The organism is Paenibacillus sp. Y280 (assembly GCF_056786335.1).
In genome coordinates, this window is sequence record NZ_JBXCIW010000004.1 from 223,889 (window position 1) to 241,542 (window position 17,654).

The window sequence follows — 17,654 nt, forward strand, 5'->3', positions numbered from 1 at the left end:
CAGCGGCAGTCTAAGACTTTATTATCAAGTCCTAGTCCGCCGCTGTTTCACTTTCAGGGCCAAAATCCTTCATGTAAATATTGCTCAATAGTAAGCATTAACAAAGCCAATGGTCAACTTATAAGGTATCGTTATCTCAAACCTTTCCTTTACCATCACTTGTGATACGGTTCACCATAATATACCTAAACACAAAGTACAGTTTGACCATAAGGTATACTTTGTTATATAAGATAAACCCACTTCTTAATAGAAGTGGGTTTTGATTCGAGGTTACGTCGATTATGCTTCTTATGACAGCTATACTGAATTTTTCTTGATCCAACGATCAATGCAAATCATCCAATAAGATAGTTTTATCCGCCACCCGTGGACATCTTTAAACCGTCTTCACAGCTGATAGCGTCATATTTCCATACAGCTATTTAATAATCTTACCCTGATCTATATATATTCTGATTGTTTGTTCTGTCCAGCTTTGCAATTCCACTAACATTTCATCAACACTCGTTTTATTTTGGTTCACTAGCTTCAATAGTTCATCAGCTTTCATATAAAATTCAGCCCAAAATTCGACTGGAATGTTGCTCTGATCTACAATATCAAGTTTAGGCTTTAACTTATACAATGAAGAAATATCATGACCGTTAAAGGTTTCTAATGTCCTCGCAGGGAGACCCGGGAGCTGTCTAGATCTTATTTTACTTATTTCTGATCCGTTTAAATATTTGAATACCTGCATAACCATTTCTTTATTTTCTGTACTATTATTAACGGCGAAAATTTCGTTAAAACTCATCCCGCTTGCTTGATTAGGATTAGATGTAGAGATAGGTTCTGAAACCAATCCCCATTCAATGTCGGTCTGCTTCAGCTGAGTCATGAAATTAGGGCTCCTATATGCAATCGCCGCCTTGCCTGATAAGAATATATCTCCATTAACTAATTCGTTTCGAGACATTTCCAGCTTATTGTCGTCACTATTAACTTGATATATTACTCCATCTTTAAATGGTTTTGTTGCAAATTCAAAAGTAGATTTCCATTCTTTTGTATTTAAACTAATTTCTAATTTTTTTGCTTGCATTATAGAAAGATTGGAGGCTCGGCCCACAACATTAAATATAAAATCGGACTCGCTCAACCAAGGATCTAAACCATATATGTCTCTTGATTCAGAAAATCCAGAAGAAAGCTGCAAAACCTCTTGCCATGTCATGCCATCTCTCGGATAATCTATTCCTTTGTCCTCAAATAACTTTTTATTATAGAAGAGTGCCCTTGAGTTCAAAAAAGGAGCTAGTCCGTATAAGTTCCCATTCCCTATTTCCTTCAATGATTCCACTATAATGGGATTTATCTCCGAGAATTTAAAATCCTCATCAGACTCTAAATCTAACGTAGCAAGTTTTCCGTCTTCAATCAGTTTGCTAAATAAACTCAAATTATCAATAACCATTATATCAGGTTGTTTTTGGTTTATAAGCTCCTCTGTTTCATTAATATTCAATCCTTTTGTTGGTAACACCACAATATTCAAACCAGGAAACTGAGATCGAATATAATCACCATAAAATTGAAAGAACGAAGATTCATCAAAATATAAAACTGTAATAATGATATCTTCAATATTTTTTTTTGGTTCATTTTTATTACTACATGCAATTAACAAACAAAAGCAAGAAATCAAAACCACAATATTAACTAATATTCGCTTCACAATCACTGCCTCCAATATAGTTGATTCTAATCGGGTAGTAACATACAATGCCCGTTTCATATTCCCTTCACTTTTTACAAGAAATCTTATTTCCATTGTCGCATCAAAACCAGGAACCATCCCTTTTTTGCGTATATTTTGAACTTTTAAATCATCCAAGTAAAAAAGAATCTCGTTATATTCATTTAAACTTTTAAATAATCTATAGTTGAATAAACTCAAAACAAAATCATTCCAGCTAGATATTTTTGTTATTGCTGAAAATGAAAACTTTTCATAATCTTACAATTATAGCAGTTTAGAGATATAAATAGGTATAAATTTTTTTAGAGTCGAACATCAACTGTACGAAAAAAGATCCTGAGTAAAGTTACTATGGCGCAAATGAACTTCACGGTTATACACAGCAGCTGGCGTATGCTTCTGTAGAGAATGATGCGGCAAGTAGTGGTTGTGGAGATGAATATAGCTGCTGACGCCTTTTCGAGTCTCACGCGGGCTGTTATACTCGCTCAAATAGATTTCATTATACTTCAGACTACGCCAAAAACGCTCGATTGCGATGTTGTCTGTTGCACGACCTTTTCCATCCATACTGATGCGAACATTGTTCTCCCATTTCGCGCATATATCGCCGCACGGTGTTCTCATGAATCGAATCGTTCTCACGATTCATAATGGAAGCGATCGTTCGATAGCCCATGAACGGATGCTTCGTATAAAGCTCATCAATCCGGTGTTTGAGGCGTATTCCTCTGGAAATGGAGGTAGCGGCTTGTAATACAGACTGGAGCGGTTTAGGCTTAGAAGATCCGCTTGTATGAGAATGGAATGTTCAGGGCAGTCCCATTCCCATAAGTCTATTCGTTCGTCGCGAGACAGGTTAGAGGCCAGATTTTTTTTTGAGCCACGACAATTGGGTGGTCAATCTGCCAACCTCCCCGTTGAGTTCGTCGATTTGCTGCTCGTACTCCTGTTTCATTTTCGTGATGCCTTTACGATCATCGACAAACAATTGCGATAGGTTTTGGACGGCTTCTGATTTCCACCGGTTGAGGACATTTGTATGGATACCCTCCTCAGTTGCGATCTGCGATACCGTCTTTTCTTCCTTCAGAATTTCCAGCACTAAGCGTGCTTTCTCTTCAGGGCTGAACTTTCTTCTGCTTGTCGTCATACAACTAAGAAACTCCTTTTTTGCTGTCTAGATTATATGTAGCATTATAGTTGGCCCTGGCAAGGCACACCTATTTTGGAGACGCTTATTGCTCAGAGTTCCCCTAATCGAGTGTATCCTTGTTTCCACTGCTTTTATTCCATAGGTATTCGCGATACCTATCGATGGTCTCACAGCGTCCTTTATCCGTGGCAAGTCGGAAATTTAATTTTAGTCGAGTTCCTAGCGCCAAAACGTTATTATGAATATAATAACTTAATCCTTGCAAAAAATTGTCATGTTGAGACTTGTAGAATTGCGCTACATTTCCTCAATTTTACTTGCCGATCAACGCATGTTATGTCAAATGGACAGGCGTATGCTTGGATTACCGTCCGTACTTTCGCGAAAACATTGCAAGAAGAAGGGACTATCCTTTACGAGCAAGAATGAACTGGCGATTGAGATGATACAGGCTCCATGCGAGCTGCCAATTCTAAACGATTAAAATTGTTTATTTTCAGGAGGGTATGGCATGAATGTTGCAAGAAAGCGGTTCATCAACTTCATAGCGTTGTCAATCAGCATACTATTGTCTACGAATAATTTAGCCACGGCACTTCCGCACCCCGGCGGCTACTATTCAGAGCAACAAATCTCCGACTCAATAGCTAAATTGGAAAACAAAGATCCTATTATTCTGGCTGCATACAAAGACTTAATCCACTATGCAGATTCCAAACAACAGGAAATGCCCAGCGCGATTGAGGACTTTAACGTTCCCGGATTTTACGTCGATCCGGTGAGACAGTCTAAAGCCGCAGCTATCTTGAGAAACGACGGAAATGCAGCCTACTCGTCAGCATTGGCATACAAATATACAGGAAATAAAAAGTATGCAGAAAAAACAATATCCATCCTCAACAACTGGGCGTCCGTGAATGTTAGTGCCAGCGGGGTAGACGGCGAACTGGTGATGGTAAATGGTGGAGCTTCCTTCGTTCTGGCTGCAGAGTTAATTGAAGGATATCCCGGATGGACTGCTTCTTCCAAGAAAAAGTTCAGGGCGTGGGTATTAAACGCTTATCTCAATGAAGGTGCTAATAAGATAAAAACCGCTAAAAATAACTGGGGGGATTGGGGTATCTATGGTGCTTTGCTGGGGTATCACTACCTCGACGATGAAGCTAACTTCATAAAAGAGATTGAGCGACTCAAACAGAAGATCGATTCATCTATCGCGCCAAATGGTTCGATGCCAGAAGAAACAAAGCGAGGGGAAAACGGGATCTGGTATACTTATTTTGCTCTGGCGCCGATGACCGCTTCTGCTCATATCGTACAGAACGCAACGGGCTTGGACCTCTACAATTGGAAATCCCCTAGTGGCAAAACCATTAAGAGCGCCCTGGACTACTTGCTATTTTACACGAAAAACCCTTCGAAGTGGCCGCACCACAAGAATCCGAGTACACCTGCTAAGAATGATCGGTGGCCACATAATTTATTCGAAGCCATGTCCGTTAAATATTCAAATGCAAGTTACGAAAAGTTTGCCGAACAAAAGAGACCGATAAAAGTATTGGGACATATTGCATGGTCCTTTCCCACGCTTATATCCGCCACTACCGGCAATAACGTCTTGAAGCAGCACCACTTCAATCATGATCAGCTTGGCAAAGCACCGAAAGGGTGGACCGTCAAAAAAAACTGGAATGCCAGTGTGACCGTAACCGATGTGATCGATAAAGCAAACAAAAGCATTGCGATTTTGGACGCAAATTCAAAAGGCAATAGCAGAGTCGGACTTAACTTTTTAAACCAATACAATAAAGTCGAACTGCATTGGAGTATGATGTATACGAAATCCTTCGACTTTACAAGTTTCATTATTTCGGGAAATTCTATTAAGGCGATTCAGCTTGTACTGACTTCTAATGGCCTTTGCTACAGAAGCAGCGAAGGAAAGGATATTTTGCTGACGTCCCATTCCCCCAAGAAGTGGCACAAAATAAAAGTTATCGCTTATAGCGCAACTAATACATTCGATGTATATGTGGATGATGCCCAGGTTGCAAGTAAAATCCCGTTCAAAAGCCGCGTCTCATCTTTATCCAGCTTTGAGATTGCCGGCGGATGGGAAACCATCGGTACCGTATATGTAGATGACGTGCTCATACGAAACTAATACAATTCTCATGACCTTGAAATGAAGCCGCAGCAGACTTAGCTGCGGCTCTATTCTTTGTAAATACTATTTAAATCCATATAGCTTATCCTCCAGTCGCTCTACCTGTTTCTTTAGATCCTGAACCTTAAAGAGAGCAATAAAGAATAACGATGTGATAATGATGCCAAGCATCGCTCCGTATGAGTCAATTCGAACGTCAAACCATTGCGCGGCACGCCCATCTACAAACTTTTGCCTAAACTCATCCAAATAAGCAAGCACGACACATACTGGGGTTGATATTAAAAACGAAAGCCATACCTTTCGGGTAATAACATTCAACAATCCGCAGAGGAACAAGCCAACGAATAAATAGAGAATAAAATGGGCTGCTTTTCGGACTAAGTGATTAATCGTAAGTCTCCAAAAGGTATCCTCCCGATTCACAACGAAATGTGTCGACACGGTCTCTTCAATATACGACGCAATTGCTGAACTCTTATCCTGAGATTCCTTGCCGCTTTGTTCAGTAAAATAACGTGTTATACCTATGAATCCAATTAGCACGATAAACACAACACTTATAACAATCCACCGAACTTTTTTCGATTCACTCAACTCTTCCACTCCTCTCAATCCTCGTCAATATTCACTTTCAGAATTCGACATGATCTAGTATAATAGTACCAGAGTTTTATCGAAAATTATATCCCGTTTTCTCCAGAGTTGATCCAAAGTGCTTATTGCCCCGAAAATTGAAGTTAATTTTTATAGCTATTTCCATAAAAATATACTATTCTTGAAGAAGTGCATGATTGTTTCTGTTAGTCTTTAGCCACTTGAAAGGACACTTTTATGATAATGATTAAAAGTAAGATTATTTTAACTTTCATTACGTTGATTACTTCTGTAGTCATTAGTTATTTGTCTCTTAAACAACCCTTTTTATCTCTTTTAATCATACTTTTCGTGATCTACCTCCTCTCTGCGGAGTACTTCACTGATGAGTCGAAGATTAAAGCGATAATTCCAGGGTTTTTGGTTATTATTCTTTTTCAGGATACACTCTTAAGAACAATTAACATGTTTTCAACCCTTCTAGGCTCTTTAGTGTCATATGTTGATGAACTTTTTTTGCTCATATGGTTTACCTCCCTTATCCTTAATTCTCTTCGCGGTAAAATAATACGTTGCAAAAGCATATTGTATACCTTACTCGGGCTACTTGCGCTAGGCTTTATATCATGTATGATTCAGGATGTCCCTCTAAAAACCGCTTTATTTGGCGCGTTTCTGTTTATGAAAGGACTTATGTATTTGTTCGTATTTGCAAATCTTCAGTATTCGGAGAATGATATAAAACGGCTAATTAGAGTTGTCAAGCTCTTGGCCTTTACCGTATTGATTTTTGCTGTAGTGGACCTATTGTTTTGGCAAAGTTTCAGGCAACTGGTGCACAGGAGTCTTGAGCATGAATTTAGAATCGGAATTTTGTCGGTTCAATCGCTATTTATTCATCCCGGAATCTTCGGTTGGTTTACCGTCTTCATTGCAGCATACTGCGTCGCTGCTGGAAAGATTATGAAAGAAAATAAATATTATTATGTCTCAGGTCTTTTTATGTTATTTGCATTGTTGTCCTTTCGATTTAAAGCTATGTTAGCCATTCTAGTCATTTGGCTTATTATTTATTTACTTGATGGTGTAAAAAAGGCACTCGGTTTCTCAATTCCTTTAACTATACTTTTCATTATCGGATGGCTTATAGGCGGTCAATATGTCGTCGAATTAACTAAACTAACAATTGAAAGATACATCGCAGTCGACATGTACGAATCAGCTAGAGCAGCATTATATAAAGTATCCTTTATGATCGGACAAACTGAATTTCCTATTGGGGTTGGTTTTGGCAGATATGGGAGCTTTATTGCTCGTTCAGACTATTCCCCGGTTTACTATGAGTATGGTATGGATAAGATATGGGGGCTTCGCCCGGAAAACCCTGTCTTTGCAACTGATACTTACTGGCCTAGTGTTATAGGAGAAACCGGATTCCTTGGTCTGATTATTATGGCATCACTCTTTGTCATAATAACCAAAGAGCTCTTCATTGGATACAGAAGTCAAAAGTCTCCGATTTTTAAAACTTTCATCCTTTTTTCAGGATTAATTTTTGTACATGCAATTCTTGAATCCCTTGGTGAACCTATCTTTAATAGTGCACCACAAAATGTTTTTATATTTATTACAACAGGGATCGCACTTTCGGTACTGCACAAATCTAAAGAAGAAATTCTCGTCATACAATATACACCAGATCAGCGAGTTTGAGAGCGGCCAAGAGAGAAAGTTACAGCAGTTTCAACTACGCTGTTATAGTCGAGCTGGCTTTGACGCCCACAGGGCTTAGTTTCGAACATCCAACGATGAACGACTTAATAGACTTCTCACTGGAATGCACGATGATCATTCGGAGTATTTTCATTTTATCTTAGACACAAATACGCACATAACCGCTCTCAGTGTCTGCGCCCATACAATATCCAGTTTTCCATAGCTTAACACGACTGGCTCTGACCCGAGAGAGTGAGTTGCTACTCCTGCCGGTATAGCGGCTGGCTGTCTACGTATTTCTGTGACATATTTTCTAATATGTAAGCGTCAAATAGCCCTCATCTTGAAAACAAGATGAAGGCTATTGCTTTGGATGTTTATTCTTTTTTAAATACGCGTCAAGTTAGCAACAGCGATGACGACGACGACGACCATGGAAACAACTTGTTCAGCGTATCCGAATCTTTAGGATCGGCTAGCTGGGGTAGCTGTTCGAAGAGATACTGAAGAAACTTGAACGGGTTCAAACCATTCTCTTTCGCCGTTTCAATGATGCTGTAGATAGTCGCGCTTGCCTTGGCACCGCGGGGGGTGTGGTGGGGCTGGCTTATTAGCAAACAGCCAATTCTTTCGTCCTATGACGAACGGATTAATTGTGTGTTCGTTCCGATTGTTGTCTATTTCAAGCCGGCCATCATTCAAGAATGCCGTCAGCTTCTCCTACTGATTTATACTGTATTTGATCGCCTCTCCGAGCTTGCTCTTCGGCAGTATGCACGAGCGCTGCTGCTTCAGCCAAGCCAAATAAGCATCCAAGACTGGGAGACTCCGCTCCTGACGGATGGTGTTGCGCCCATCTGCTGTCGCCTTGGTCAGGTCGCGCTCAATCGCGAATAGCTGGTTGCAGAAAGCAAGTCCTTGCTGGGCAGCGGACGCCGTCTTGTCCTGCACAGGTGGTAATGCTTTTAATACCTCGTCGAACTTACGGTGTGCATAGACCCAGCATCCGACTTGGGTTATGTCCTTGACCTTGTGGTAGCCGAGATAGCCATCCACGTGCAAGTAGCCACTGATTCCTTGGAGGAAATTCCTCGGATGCTCATCGCCGCACGTCGGCCGGTAGTCGTAGAGAACGATCGGCATATCTGTGCGATGCAAACATCTGAACAAGAATGAAGGTCGTCCATTTAACTGGAGGAGCCAGAGATGACACAACTAGCTTCTTCATTTAAGCGTAAAGCTGACGATGATCGATTTGACTGGCTTTGCATCAATGGGTAGCCTTGACGCCACTTGCATGAAACGCCTTGATACGCGCTTCCCATTTCATTCAAATCTCCTCTCTGCCAATAGAAAAATCCTCCTCTGATTGGATACTGAGGAGGATTATCTCATAGCGATTGCTCAATTCGAAAGCGGGGGGAGTTTGACACTTACTCAACTTTCACTTTTCCCCTATATTCCAAGCGTTTTTTTGATATACATTGCGGGTATTTCAGCATCTCGCACTACACTTGGAATCTTCCCTTGTAGGTACTCATTTAATTTATCTCTCTTTTCCCAGCAACGTTGGCTCATTTCAATGATAACTTCAGGCGTGATTTCGTTTATATCTACTACATAGTCGCTCAAATTAAGCATTTCCATTATACCTCTGGTTTTGTGTTCGTAGTTAATCGCTACTGTAGGAATTCCAGCGGACAATGCAAAAATATTCGAATGCATGCGAGTACCGATAAACATATCTAACTTTGAGTACAGATACTTCAGTTCTCTCGGATGAAAGTCATAGTCAATTAACTCTGCAAAGTCAGCGTTTATTCCATCCAAAATCTCTCTGCTAATAATTCGATCATCATTAAAGGAGTTTGGTCCCAGGACCTGTGGCAAAAAAACTACCTTTGCATTATATTGCTTATGTAAATACTCTGAGACAGACTGCAGGCTTCGGATATATTTCATCCGATATAATTGTTTATCCACTACCTCCGGAAAATTCCAATCCCGTGCAGTAATTCCTATGAGCGGTCCGTCATGGTTAGCTCTCAGTCGACTAACAATATCACCAATAAGCGAAGTTTCTTTCATCGCCATACAAAAGGCTGAATCCGGTACTAACTCCACAATATCCTTCTTAACACCTATCTTGTCCAGCCATTTTTGAGATATAGTTTCACGTATAAATATACGCTGCACACCATTCAATACATTCTTCGTGAATACCTGCATTGCTTTGTTATAAAAAGGCCCAATGGATTGAGCGTAGATTATCAGTGGCTTGTTATTATCAGCTGCCGCCTTAATTTGAACAAGGTGTTGCAACAGTGCAACACTAAAACCATGAGATAATAAGAATCCCCCGCCACAACTAACAACCATATCCGCCCACTCATAGTCTTTGTCAACTATAGTGGCCTGTTTAGACAATAATTTTAATAGCTTTAATGCTGAACTAAGCTTTGAGATTTTCGATACCTTAGGATCAATAGAAACATTATAAACAGCCTCATTTACTATAACATCATAAGCTTTTTGATCTTCAGCTGGAAACCTGCTTTTAATTCTAATTTCTATATTAGGATTTTGCTTTCTTATTGAATCTATCATAGAAAGCAATATACCTGCATCACCCTTATTTCTTGAGGAATGAGCATTAATAATCAGGATGTTCAAATCCATCACCGTCTTTCAATCATCTTTTTTCCCGTATGAATAACCCGTATAGTAACATGCTCTCTCAGAACGATCAGAACTAAAAGGAAGACAATAGCACTTATTGAAAACCCTAAACCAAGTAATCCCATTTTACCCATATTAGAGTAATCGTCATTCCAGTACCAATGGGGAACAAGCAACTTTCCAGCCATAATTATAGATGTAATAAATGTGGCAGCTAGTATCTTTAAGAAGCTAGTCCTTATATTAGCTGACCAAAAACCATTCATTTTTTTCTGCAATTTATAAAACATGACAATTGAAACCAATGATAATGATAAGCTTGAAGCAATCCCAATCCCAGAAAGCCCTATCCATCTTACGAGTACGACAGAGAGTATCATATTTAGTATCATACCAACAATCATTATTATTGTCGGAGTTTTGGTATCTTTAAAACAGTAGAAAGTACGAGTCAGTATATCTCTAATTGCAATTCCGATTAGTCCTAATGCGTACATTCCAAATACTCCTGCTGTCATAAAAGTAGCACGATTATTAAACTTTCCTCTCTCGAATAACACTTCGATGATTTCCGTACTGTATGACAGGAAGAAAACTGTCATAGGTGCAAGAACAATGCAAAGAACAATGATGCTTTTTTGGGTGATTTTTATCAGTTCAAAATGATTTTCCTGGTTTACCAGCCTTGCTACCTTAGGGAAAGTAATAGTAATAACCACAGCTATAAAGATACCTGTTGCCAATCCCCTAAGTCTAAAAGCATACATTAATGCTGAGATACTCCCATCTTCCAATGTTGAGGCCATCGCTCGATCAACAATTGCATTTAGTTGACTAAATCCAGTACTTATGAGTAGGGGGATAAGTAGCAACAAGAATTCTTTCGTTGAGACATCGAATACTTTAATGGTTGGTCGTAGATTATACTCAAACTTTTTTAACATAAAAAGTAACAGTGCCAATTGGACAAAAAAGGAAGTTAACGTGATATACGCTACTCCAATAATGCCGAGACTATCTGCAAAAAACAACATATATACGATGACCAATATGTTGGTTGGTAATATACTGATAGCTGGTAAAACAAAACTATTAAAGCTATTAAGCATAGAAGTGTATAACTGAATGACGATACAAACAAATACTAAGGGAGTCATTATCTTTATCATTGTAATGGACAGTTCTTTGGCGTACGGGTCAATTCCCGGGGCTATTAGGTTAACCAGCAGATCCCCTTTGATAAAACTAACTAGACAGATAAGCATCGTTACCACTAAACATATAGAGATTACTCTGTTGGCAAATGCTTGCGCATCTGCTCTGTTTAATTCTAACTTTGAAACGTAAATGGGAATAAAAACTCCCGCAAAACTTAAAGCAAAGGTAATACTCAAAGTACTAGGTGTTAGTGCAACGTAAAACGCATCAGCTTCAAACGATGTTCCAAAAAAGTACGCAATCTGTGTCTCTTTAATAAAACCCAATATTTTACTAAACATACTAATGATAAATAGCGCAAGACTTGCAGTTAATAGTTTCTTCATAATACCTCTGGAGTTTAATATCTCTTCTTATTTTCAAAACCTTTATCATTAATGGTTATAAAATTATGAATTAAATTAACGATATTATCATTTCCACTTATAAACGTTTTAAAAACTCGAGAATTAATGTTTCTAATGGCATTCTCAAGCTCCTCTACAACATTTAACCCGATAATTAGATTTTGCTCAGCAAACAGCCCGATAATTTCTGTTTGATGGTCATCTACATGCTCCTTGTGCTGCTTTAATCTTGGAACAGCTATTATCTTCTTACCCTTCTTCAATCCGCCCACAATCGTTCCCGTACCGCCGTGCGTAATTAACAGATCGCACTTATCCAAAAGCTCCTCGAAGTAATCAAAGTCCGTAAATTGTTCCGTTTTAAGATGCTTTGGTTTGTAGTCGGAGTAACCAACTTGAGCAAATACTTCATCTGCGATTACACCGTTTTCAATGAGTCGATCAATTTCCTGCAACAACCGGTTAAATTGGAAATCCTGTGTCCCTAGACTTACGAGTATCAATAAATACTCCCCCCATAAATCGCTTTTGGATAGAACTTCTTCATACTCTCCCATTGCACGATAAACATATCCGAAAATCTATATAGAGCTCGTCCGGTGATTGTCGGGCTGTGCATCTTAGCGAAACTTTCAATGAAGATTAACTTTTTTCTCATCAATTTAGCGATTAAGCATACAGGGATCGAGCATAGCGCGCCGGTTGAAATCACAACATCCGGCTTTTCTTTGATCATGAAACTGAGCGATTTAAAGGTATTGATGACGAATAACGGTAAGAAACTGAGCTTCTTTCTATTATTTAGATGCAATAGGTAGCCCTTTTCCTTTTTCAACAACTCCCGAGTCATCAAAGTATTCTCAGTAATGAAGAAGTAGTCGTGCCCCTTGTACAACTTCTCCAGCTGTCTCATTTGCGTTAAGTGTCCCCCGACGGAACATGCAAGTGCAATTTTCAATTCTACGATGCCTCCCCTATAATTCGAGATACAACTTTTGTAGTTGATCGACAACAAGTTCAAGATCATGCTTTGCTACTAAACGTCTGCTATTCTGACCTAAGTTGCTTCTCAATTCTGCGTTGTTTGCCAGTTGCTCGAGCGAATTCGCTAACGCATCAACATCTCCCGGCTCCATAATGTAACCATTTGTACCTGGTTGAACAATTTCTGGAATACCTCCGACATTGGTGCTGATTATTGGCAAGGAGTATGCCATAGCTTCCAGGATGGAAATTGGTAATCCCTCAGCATATGAGGGCAATACGTAGATATCGGCATCTCTTAGAAACTGTTTCTTCTGTTCTCCATCAATCCAGCCGTGCACGAATATACAATGATTTAGCCTCCGCTCGATCACGATAGAACGCAGCTTTTCGATTTCGTTATTACCGCAAACATGTAACATCAGCCGATCTTGCGTAAATTGGGGCAATCGTGATATAGCCTCCACTAGATCGTAAATTCCTTTTCTCTGGCCAATCTCGCCAAGAAACAAAACGTTTACTTTTTCCCGAGTCGTCCCGGTTGTATCTGCCCCTGAAGAATCTGGAATTTCAATCGGATTGGGCAATACATGCACCGATACATTATCTGAATAACGGTGAACTAGATCCTTCATCTGTTCAGACAAAACTATGATAGCGTCGGCTCGGTTAAGTGTTTTTCTTACAATCCATGCGTTAATTTTATTTTTTTCTCTAAACTGTTCAAAGCTGGAGCCGTGTATGTGAAATACCAAATTCTTCCTAGAGAGCTTGGCCAAATATGTGTAAACTGTCTTTCGATAAAAGCTTCCGTGTGCCGCCGAATGGAGATGGATTATTGGATAGGGGACCGCTTTGCCAATAAAATAGATCATCGCAAATACCGAAAATAAGATTCTTAGCAGCGGACTAACCTTATCAATATAAGAAGGATACCGGGCTGTCACAATCTGCGGACACCAGCGCGCGACCCCATTCTGAAGCGAGATTATGACCGAGTTTATCCCCCCTTTAACAGACTTGGCATTTCCAACTACAAGTACCTTCATATGACACCTCATTTGCGCTATTTCATATCTATACTATCTGCCAATACACTCATAAATAATATTGTTAAGTGACTGATTGACATAGCAGTTCCTGCCATCTAAGACGATGGCCTTTCGCATAAGCTCCGCAAACCTCTCAACCTTATACTCTTTGATTTCCTTCCACTCCGTGAAAATATAACAAACATCCGCATCGGTGACCGTCTCGTCAATCGTGTTACAATACGTTAAATTGTCCACATTGCTAACACCCATTTGGTCCATAGCTTTTTTAAAGTTTTCTACCCCAACCGGGTCATAAACCTTTACGTTAGCCCCATCTTCCAAAAATATTGGAATATTAACCAGCGAGGGTGCTTCGCGCAAATCGTCAGTACCTGGTTTAAAGGTAAGCCCCAGTACGGCAACTGTCAGTCCTTCATAGTTGTCGTAGTACTTCCTAGTCTTTTTCACCAATCTTAACTTCTGTTGTTCATTTACTTCGATTGCCGCTTTTATCGTCTTTAGCTCATAATCATTCATGCTCGCCAGCCAATGTAAAGCTTTCGTATCTTTCGGGAAGCAGCTACCTCCGTAGCCGATACCCGCATTTAGAAATTTATCACCTATTCGAGGATCAAATCCCATCCCTTGTGCTACATCCGTGACATTAGCACCAACAATTTCGCATAGGTTAGCAATTTCATTGATGTATGATATTTTAAGGGCCAAAAAATCGTTTGAAGCATACTTAACCATTTCGGCGCTTCTTCGGTCGGTTACCAAGAGGGGAGCGTTAAAGTTTTGGTACAACTCTCTCATAACCTGTTCAGTCCTTTGACTGTCTGCACCAATTACAATTCTGCTTGGAAACAATGTATCTCGAACCGCTGTTCCTTGCGCCAGAAACTCCGGATTCGAGACAACTTCAATTTTGGCATCTGTATTTTTGTGCTCGTTCATCATTCTTTCGATTTTATCATTCGTACCGATAGGGACCGTTGATTTGAGAACCACAACACAATCATGCACAACAGATTGCGCAATCTCCTTTGCAACTGCGTACAAATATGATAAGTTTGCGGAGCCGTCCTTCTTCTCTGGCGTTCCTACTCCTATAAAAATCACGTCCGCGTTTACATACGCATTCTGATATTGCGTCGTATATTGAATCCTTGATGCATTTTTCCGCATTAACTCTTCCAAATCTTGCTCATAGATCGGGGAGATTCCCGATTCCAGCAAGGCCATTTTTTTCGAATCGATGTCTACGCAAATGACTTCATGTCCTTTTTCCGCCAAACAAACAGCGGTGACAAGACCTACATATCCGGTCCCCGCAACTGCTATTCTCATATCTTACTTCTCTCCTTATCCATAGAATTGATCTGCCATTCTAGCAAGCTTTTCAAAAATATCCTCATTCTCTACTTTTCTAGCAAACAATGCGGAAGTACCCAATATTGATTTAAAGCGTTCTTCACTCAGATATATAGGATGTCGGTTATTTGGCTCGAAATGAAGATACCTTAGATTGTGATTGACAACCTTACTTGCGATCGGTGAATTAATCAATATCGTTTGAAAGATCATCTCGTCCGGGATATAAGAATATTTAAAAAAAGAATAATATTCATCCCATTGGTCAAGTATATATTCTGCGGCCTCACGGTTAATGTTGATCCATTGACTGCCGCCATGTACGACAAACGGTCTATTCACATAACGCCTGTAGATGCCTAGTAACTTCTGAACATACAAAGAGCCCCTTGATAACAGAGAATCGGCCGAATTAAACAGATAATATCGATTGATTCGATTAATCCCGCCCGTTGGCCATCCTTCCCATGGAAGTTGGTTGTATTCCAAATAATTTTTTGATGGGTCCAAGATCTCCATGTACCTACGAGGCAAAATAGTAGGGACATCTTCTCCGCTAACGAACATTATGTAGTCGCAATCGGTTACGTGTACGACATGCTTGATAAGCCGATACATCGCCTGAACCATCGTACGCCCGCCCCAATGTATGCGCACTCTATCGGTAATAAATGTTACACCATCAATGAACCAGTATTCTTCCAGATTGCATTTTGCATCTAAATGAATAAATATCTCCGTAATGGGACTTCTTAAACGTTTAACAATCTTGTACAGCAACATAGGTTTCTTATGTGCTAATATACAAATCGCGTACTTCACATTCAGAATCACCATCCACTTATATGACTTCTTCTTCGCAACACATAAACCAGCGGCAAAAAGATAATTAGGTGATATTTCATGCAGTAGGATGCAAATTTTAATCGGAAAGGTAAAAAACGAATAGGGTACTGGGTTAACGCTTCAACTACAACAGAGTTAGTCGTAATCCCAATTATTCGTTTTACACGTATAAGAAGTCCGTCAGCAGAATTATCCCTGGATTCTTTAATGATGCAAACGCGAGTTCTGCCAATAAATGTTCTTATTAGCCTATCCTTAGAATTTCCCATATCTAATTCATTGAGCCTATTGTTTAAATAGAGAAAGAGTACACACTCTTTCTCAAAACGATCTTTCCTAAACGACTGCGTTAGGGAGACTCTATTAAAATAATAGTAGTAGAATGATTGATTGACTACGCTCACTCTCCCAGCAAGCAATAGGATGTCCAAATGGAAGACAATATCTTCCGAGATATATTCTCTTTCAGATAGAAATTGGATTCCGTTTTGTACGAGCAATGAGCGCCTGTACAGATTCTTCCAGACGCACATTTCTAAACATATATCCGATTTATCCTCTGCCTGGGACCCCAGCATGCTGACCAATATCTCATCGATAACCGCTTTACCTTCATACAACAGTTTACGGAGAATGATAGGGTGTTCTTCTGTACGCCCATTCTCCGTTACTCGGTAAAAACCTGACATCACAATATCGGAATCATGCGTAACAGCACTTTTATATAGTGTTTCGAACATTTCAGCTCGGACCCAATCATCCGAGTCGACAAATCCTATATAGTCCCCCGTTGCGTGCTGCAATCCTGTATTTCTTGCGCTAGATAGCCCCGCGTTTTCTTGATGGAGCACTTTTACTCGATCGTCCATTCTTCCATACTCATCTGCAAACATGCCGCTTTGATCCGTGGATCCATCATTTATCAGCAGAATCTCAATATTCTCGAGGGTTTGTCTCAGTAATGATTCCACGCAGCGGGTTAAATACGGTTGTACGTTATAGATAGGAACTATCACACTAACCAACGGTTTCATAGTATTTTCCTTACGGCAATTAATCTGCTTTACGCTTCAACTTAGCGCCACGCTGGTTGACAAATTTCTTACCATCAAGAAAATAATCGAACGCAGCAAAATACTTTTTATAATCATTCTTTCTGACCTTGTTCAGTACCACGCCCATAATATTGGCGTTTACTTTTTCCAATTGCTCCTTAGCCGGTCGCAAAGAATCTAAAGACGTTTCTCCCATCTCAACTACCAATAGTGTGGCATCTACCCGTGATGCAATTAATGACGCATCAACAACAGAGTTCAATGCCGGCGTATCAAAGATAACAAAATCATATTGACTCCGGGTTGTTCGGATAAGATCCTCAAAGCGAGCACTGCACAGAGTAGCTATCGGATTCGATCTTGATTCACCGCTATGCAGATACATTAAATTATTGATATTCGTCATACACTGAGCATCTTCAAGATTTGCGTTCCCGGTTAAATAATCCGAAAGTCCCAGCAAAGAATTATCACCCAATCTTTTACCGACACTCGGTTTGCGAGTATCTCCATCAATAAGGAGTACCTTCCAACCTGAACCCGCCATTGTAATTGCCAAGCTGATTGCAATAGAGGTTTTACCAACCTTTGGTTTGCAACTCGTAATGGCAAGCGTTTTAGTTTGGTCATCCTTACCACCACTCAAGTGAATATTCGCCGAGAGCATGGCGAACGCATCCTGAACGGCTCTATTCTCTAGATTATAGACATTGAATGTTTTAGTCTGCACGAACATC

Annotated in this window: 13 protein-coding genes and 2 pseudogenes; 2 read left to right on the forward strand and 13 right to left on the reverse strand. The window is 39.9% G+C overall.

Annotated features, from left to right (window positions below):
* Positions 1 to 421: 421 nt before the first annotated feature.
* Positions 422 to 1,879: an extracellular solute-binding protein gene (locus AC1TPC_RS07210; RefSeq protein WP_482066185.1), complete on the reverse strand. Its 1,458-nt coding sequence runs from the start codon at positions 1,877 to 1,879 to the stop codon at positions 422 to 424.
* Between the two features lie 180 nt (positions 1,880 to 2,059).
* Positions 2,060 to 2,897, reverse strand: a pseudogene (locus tag AC1TPC_RS07215) (transposase).
* A 514-nt stretch (positions 2,898 to 3,411) separates the two neighbouring features.
* Between AC1TPC_RS07215 and AC1TPC_RS07220 the strand changes: the two are divergent.
* Complete coding sequence (locus AC1TPC_RS07220; protein WP_482066186.1) at positions 3,412 to 5,064, forward strand: alginate lyase family protein; 1,653 nt, start codon at positions 3,412 to 3,414, stop codon at positions 5,062 to 5,064.
* Positions 5,065 to 5,130: 66 nt separating this feature from the next.
* On the opposite strand, the gene AC1TPC_RS07225 is transcribed toward AC1TPC_RS07220, so the two are convergent.
* Positions 5,131 to 5,664, reverse strand: a complete 534-nt coding sequence (locus AC1TPC_RS07225; RefSeq protein ID WP_482066187.1) for a VanZ family protein — start codon at positions 5,662 to 5,664, stop codon at positions 5,131 to 5,133.
* 630 nt (positions 5,665 to 6,294) lie between these two features.
* On the opposite strand from AC1TPC_RS07225, the gene AC1TPC_RS07230 reads away from it, so the two are divergent.
* Complete coding sequence (locus tag AC1TPC_RS07230) at positions 6,295 to 7,377, forward strand: hypothetical protein (protein ID WP_482066188.1); 1,083 nt, start codon at positions 6,295 to 6,297, stop codon at positions 7,375 to 7,377.
* A gap of 401 nt (positions 7,378 to 7,778) precedes the next feature.
* Here AC1TPC_RS07230 and tnpC read toward each other — a convergent pair.
* From tnpC to AC1TPC_RS07280, 10 genes and pseudogenes are all read right to left on the reverse strand, one after another.
* Positions 7,779 to 8,532, reverse strand: a pseudogene (gene tnpC, locus AC1TPC_RS07235) (IS66 family transposase); the annotation flags it as partial.
* A 303-nt stretch (positions 8,533 to 8,835) separates the two neighbouring features.
* Entirely contained in the window at positions 8,836 to 10,059 is a 1,224-nt protein-coding gene (locus AC1TPC_RS07240) for a polysaccharide pyruvyl transferase family protein (protein ID WP_482066299.1), read from the reverse strand.
* Positions 10,059 to 11,603: a murein biosynthesis integral membrane protein MurJ gene (gene murJ, locus AC1TPC_RS07245; RefSeq protein WP_482066189.1), complete on the reverse strand. Its 1,545-nt coding sequence runs from the start codon at positions 11,601 to 11,603 to the stop codon at positions 10,059 to 10,061. Before murJ ends, AC1TPC_RS07240 begins: the two co-directional genes overlap by 1 nt.
* Positions 11,604 to 11,617: 14 nt before the next feature.
* Positions 11,618 to 12,127 carry a PssE/Cps14G family polysaccharide biosynthesis glycosyltransferase gene (pssE, locus tag AC1TPC_RS07250; RefSeq protein ID WP_482066190.1) on the reverse strand — a complete coding sequence of 170 codons (510 nt, stop codon included), beginning with the start codon at positions 12,125 to 12,127 and terminating at the stop codon, positions 11,618 to 11,620.
* Positions 12,124 to 12,582, reverse strand: a complete 459-nt coding sequence (gene pssD / locus AC1TPC_RS07255; RefSeq protein ID WP_482066191.1) for a PssD/Cps14F family polysaccharide biosynthesis glycosyltransferase — start codon at positions 12,580 to 12,582, stop codon at positions 12,124 to 12,126. Before pssD ends, pssE begins: the two co-directional genes overlap by 4 nt.
* A 16-nt stretch (positions 12,583 to 12,598) precedes the next feature.
* Positions 12,599 to 13,657, reverse strand: a complete 1,059-nt coding sequence (locus AC1TPC_RS07260) for a glycosyltransferase family 4 protein (protein WP_482066192.1) — start codon at positions 13,655 to 13,657, stop codon at positions 12,599 to 12,601.
* A gap of 33 nt (positions 13,658 to 13,690) precedes the next feature.
* On the reverse strand, positions 13,691 to 14,992 hold the full coding sequence (locus AC1TPC_RS07265) for a UDP-glucose dehydrogenase family protein (RefSeq protein WP_482066193.1): 1,302 nt from the start codon (positions 14,990 to 14,992) through the stop codon (positions 13,691 to 13,693).
* Between the two features lie 15 nt (positions 14,993 to 15,007).
* Positions 15,008 to 15,853 (reverse strand): beta-1,6-N-acetylglucosaminyltransferase, encoded by an 846-nt coding sequence (locus tag AC1TPC_RS07270; RefSeq protein WP_482066194.1) that lies wholly within the window; start codon positions 15,851 to 15,853, stop codon positions 15,008 to 15,010.
* A complete protein-coding gene (locus tag AC1TPC_RS07275; RefSeq protein WP_482066195.1) occupies positions 15,847 to 16,896 on the reverse strand; it encodes a glycosyltransferase in 1,050 nt (349 codons plus the stop codon). The genes AC1TPC_RS07270 and AC1TPC_RS07275 overlap by 7 nt, the downstream gene beginning before the upstream one ends.
* A 19-nt stretch (positions 16,897 to 16,915) precedes the next feature.
* Positions 16,916 to 17,653 carry a CpsD/CapB family tyrosine-protein kinase gene (locus AC1TPC_RS07280; RefSeq protein ID WP_482066196.1) on the reverse strand — a complete coding sequence of 246 codons (738 nt, stop codon included), beginning with the start codon at positions 17,651 to 17,653 and terminating at the stop codon, positions 16,916 to 16,918.
* Position 17,654: the final 1 nt, after the last annotated feature.

What these genes read in the sequence shown, in the direction of transcription:
- AC1TPC_RS07220 (WP_482066186.1), top strand. Translation starts at nt 3,412, where the DNA reads ATGAATGTTGCAAGAAAGCGGTTCATCAACTTCATAGCGTTGTCAATC.
- AC1TPC_RS07230 (WP_482066188.1), top strand. Translation starts at nt 6,295, where the DNA reads ATGATTCAGGATGTCCCTCTAAAAACCGCTTTATTTGGCGCGTTTCTG.
- AC1TPC_RS07240 (WP_482066299.1), bottom strand. Translation starts at nt 10,059, where the DNA reads ATGGATTTGAACATCCTGATTATTAATGCTCATTCCTCAAGAAATAAG.
- murJ (WP_482066189.1), bottom strand. Translation starts at nt 11,603, where the DNA reads ATGAAGAAACTATTAACTGCAAGTCTTGCGCTATTTATCATTAGTATG.
- AC1TPC_RS07260 (WP_482066192.1), bottom strand. Translation starts at nt 13,657, where the DNA reads ATGAAGGTACTTGTAGTTGGAAATGCCAAGTCTGTTAAAGGGGGGATA.
- AC1TPC_RS07265 (WP_482066193.1), bottom strand. Translation starts at nt 14,992, where the DNA reads ATGAGAATAGCAGTTGCGGGGACCGGATATGTAGGTCTTGTCACCGCT.
- AC1TPC_RS07270 (WP_482066194.1), bottom strand. Translation starts at nt 15,853, where the DNA reads ATGGTGATTCTGAATGTGAAGTACGCGATTTGTATATTAGCACATAAG.
- AC1TPC_RS07275 (WP_482066195.1), bottom strand. Translation starts at nt 16,896, where the DNA reads ATGAAACCGTTGGTTAGTGTGATAGTTCCTATCTATAACGTACAACCG.
- AC1TPC_RS07280 (WP_482066196.1), bottom strand. Translation starts at nt 17,653, where the DNA reads ATGTTCGTGCAGACTAAAACATTCAATGTCTATAATCTAGAGAATAGA.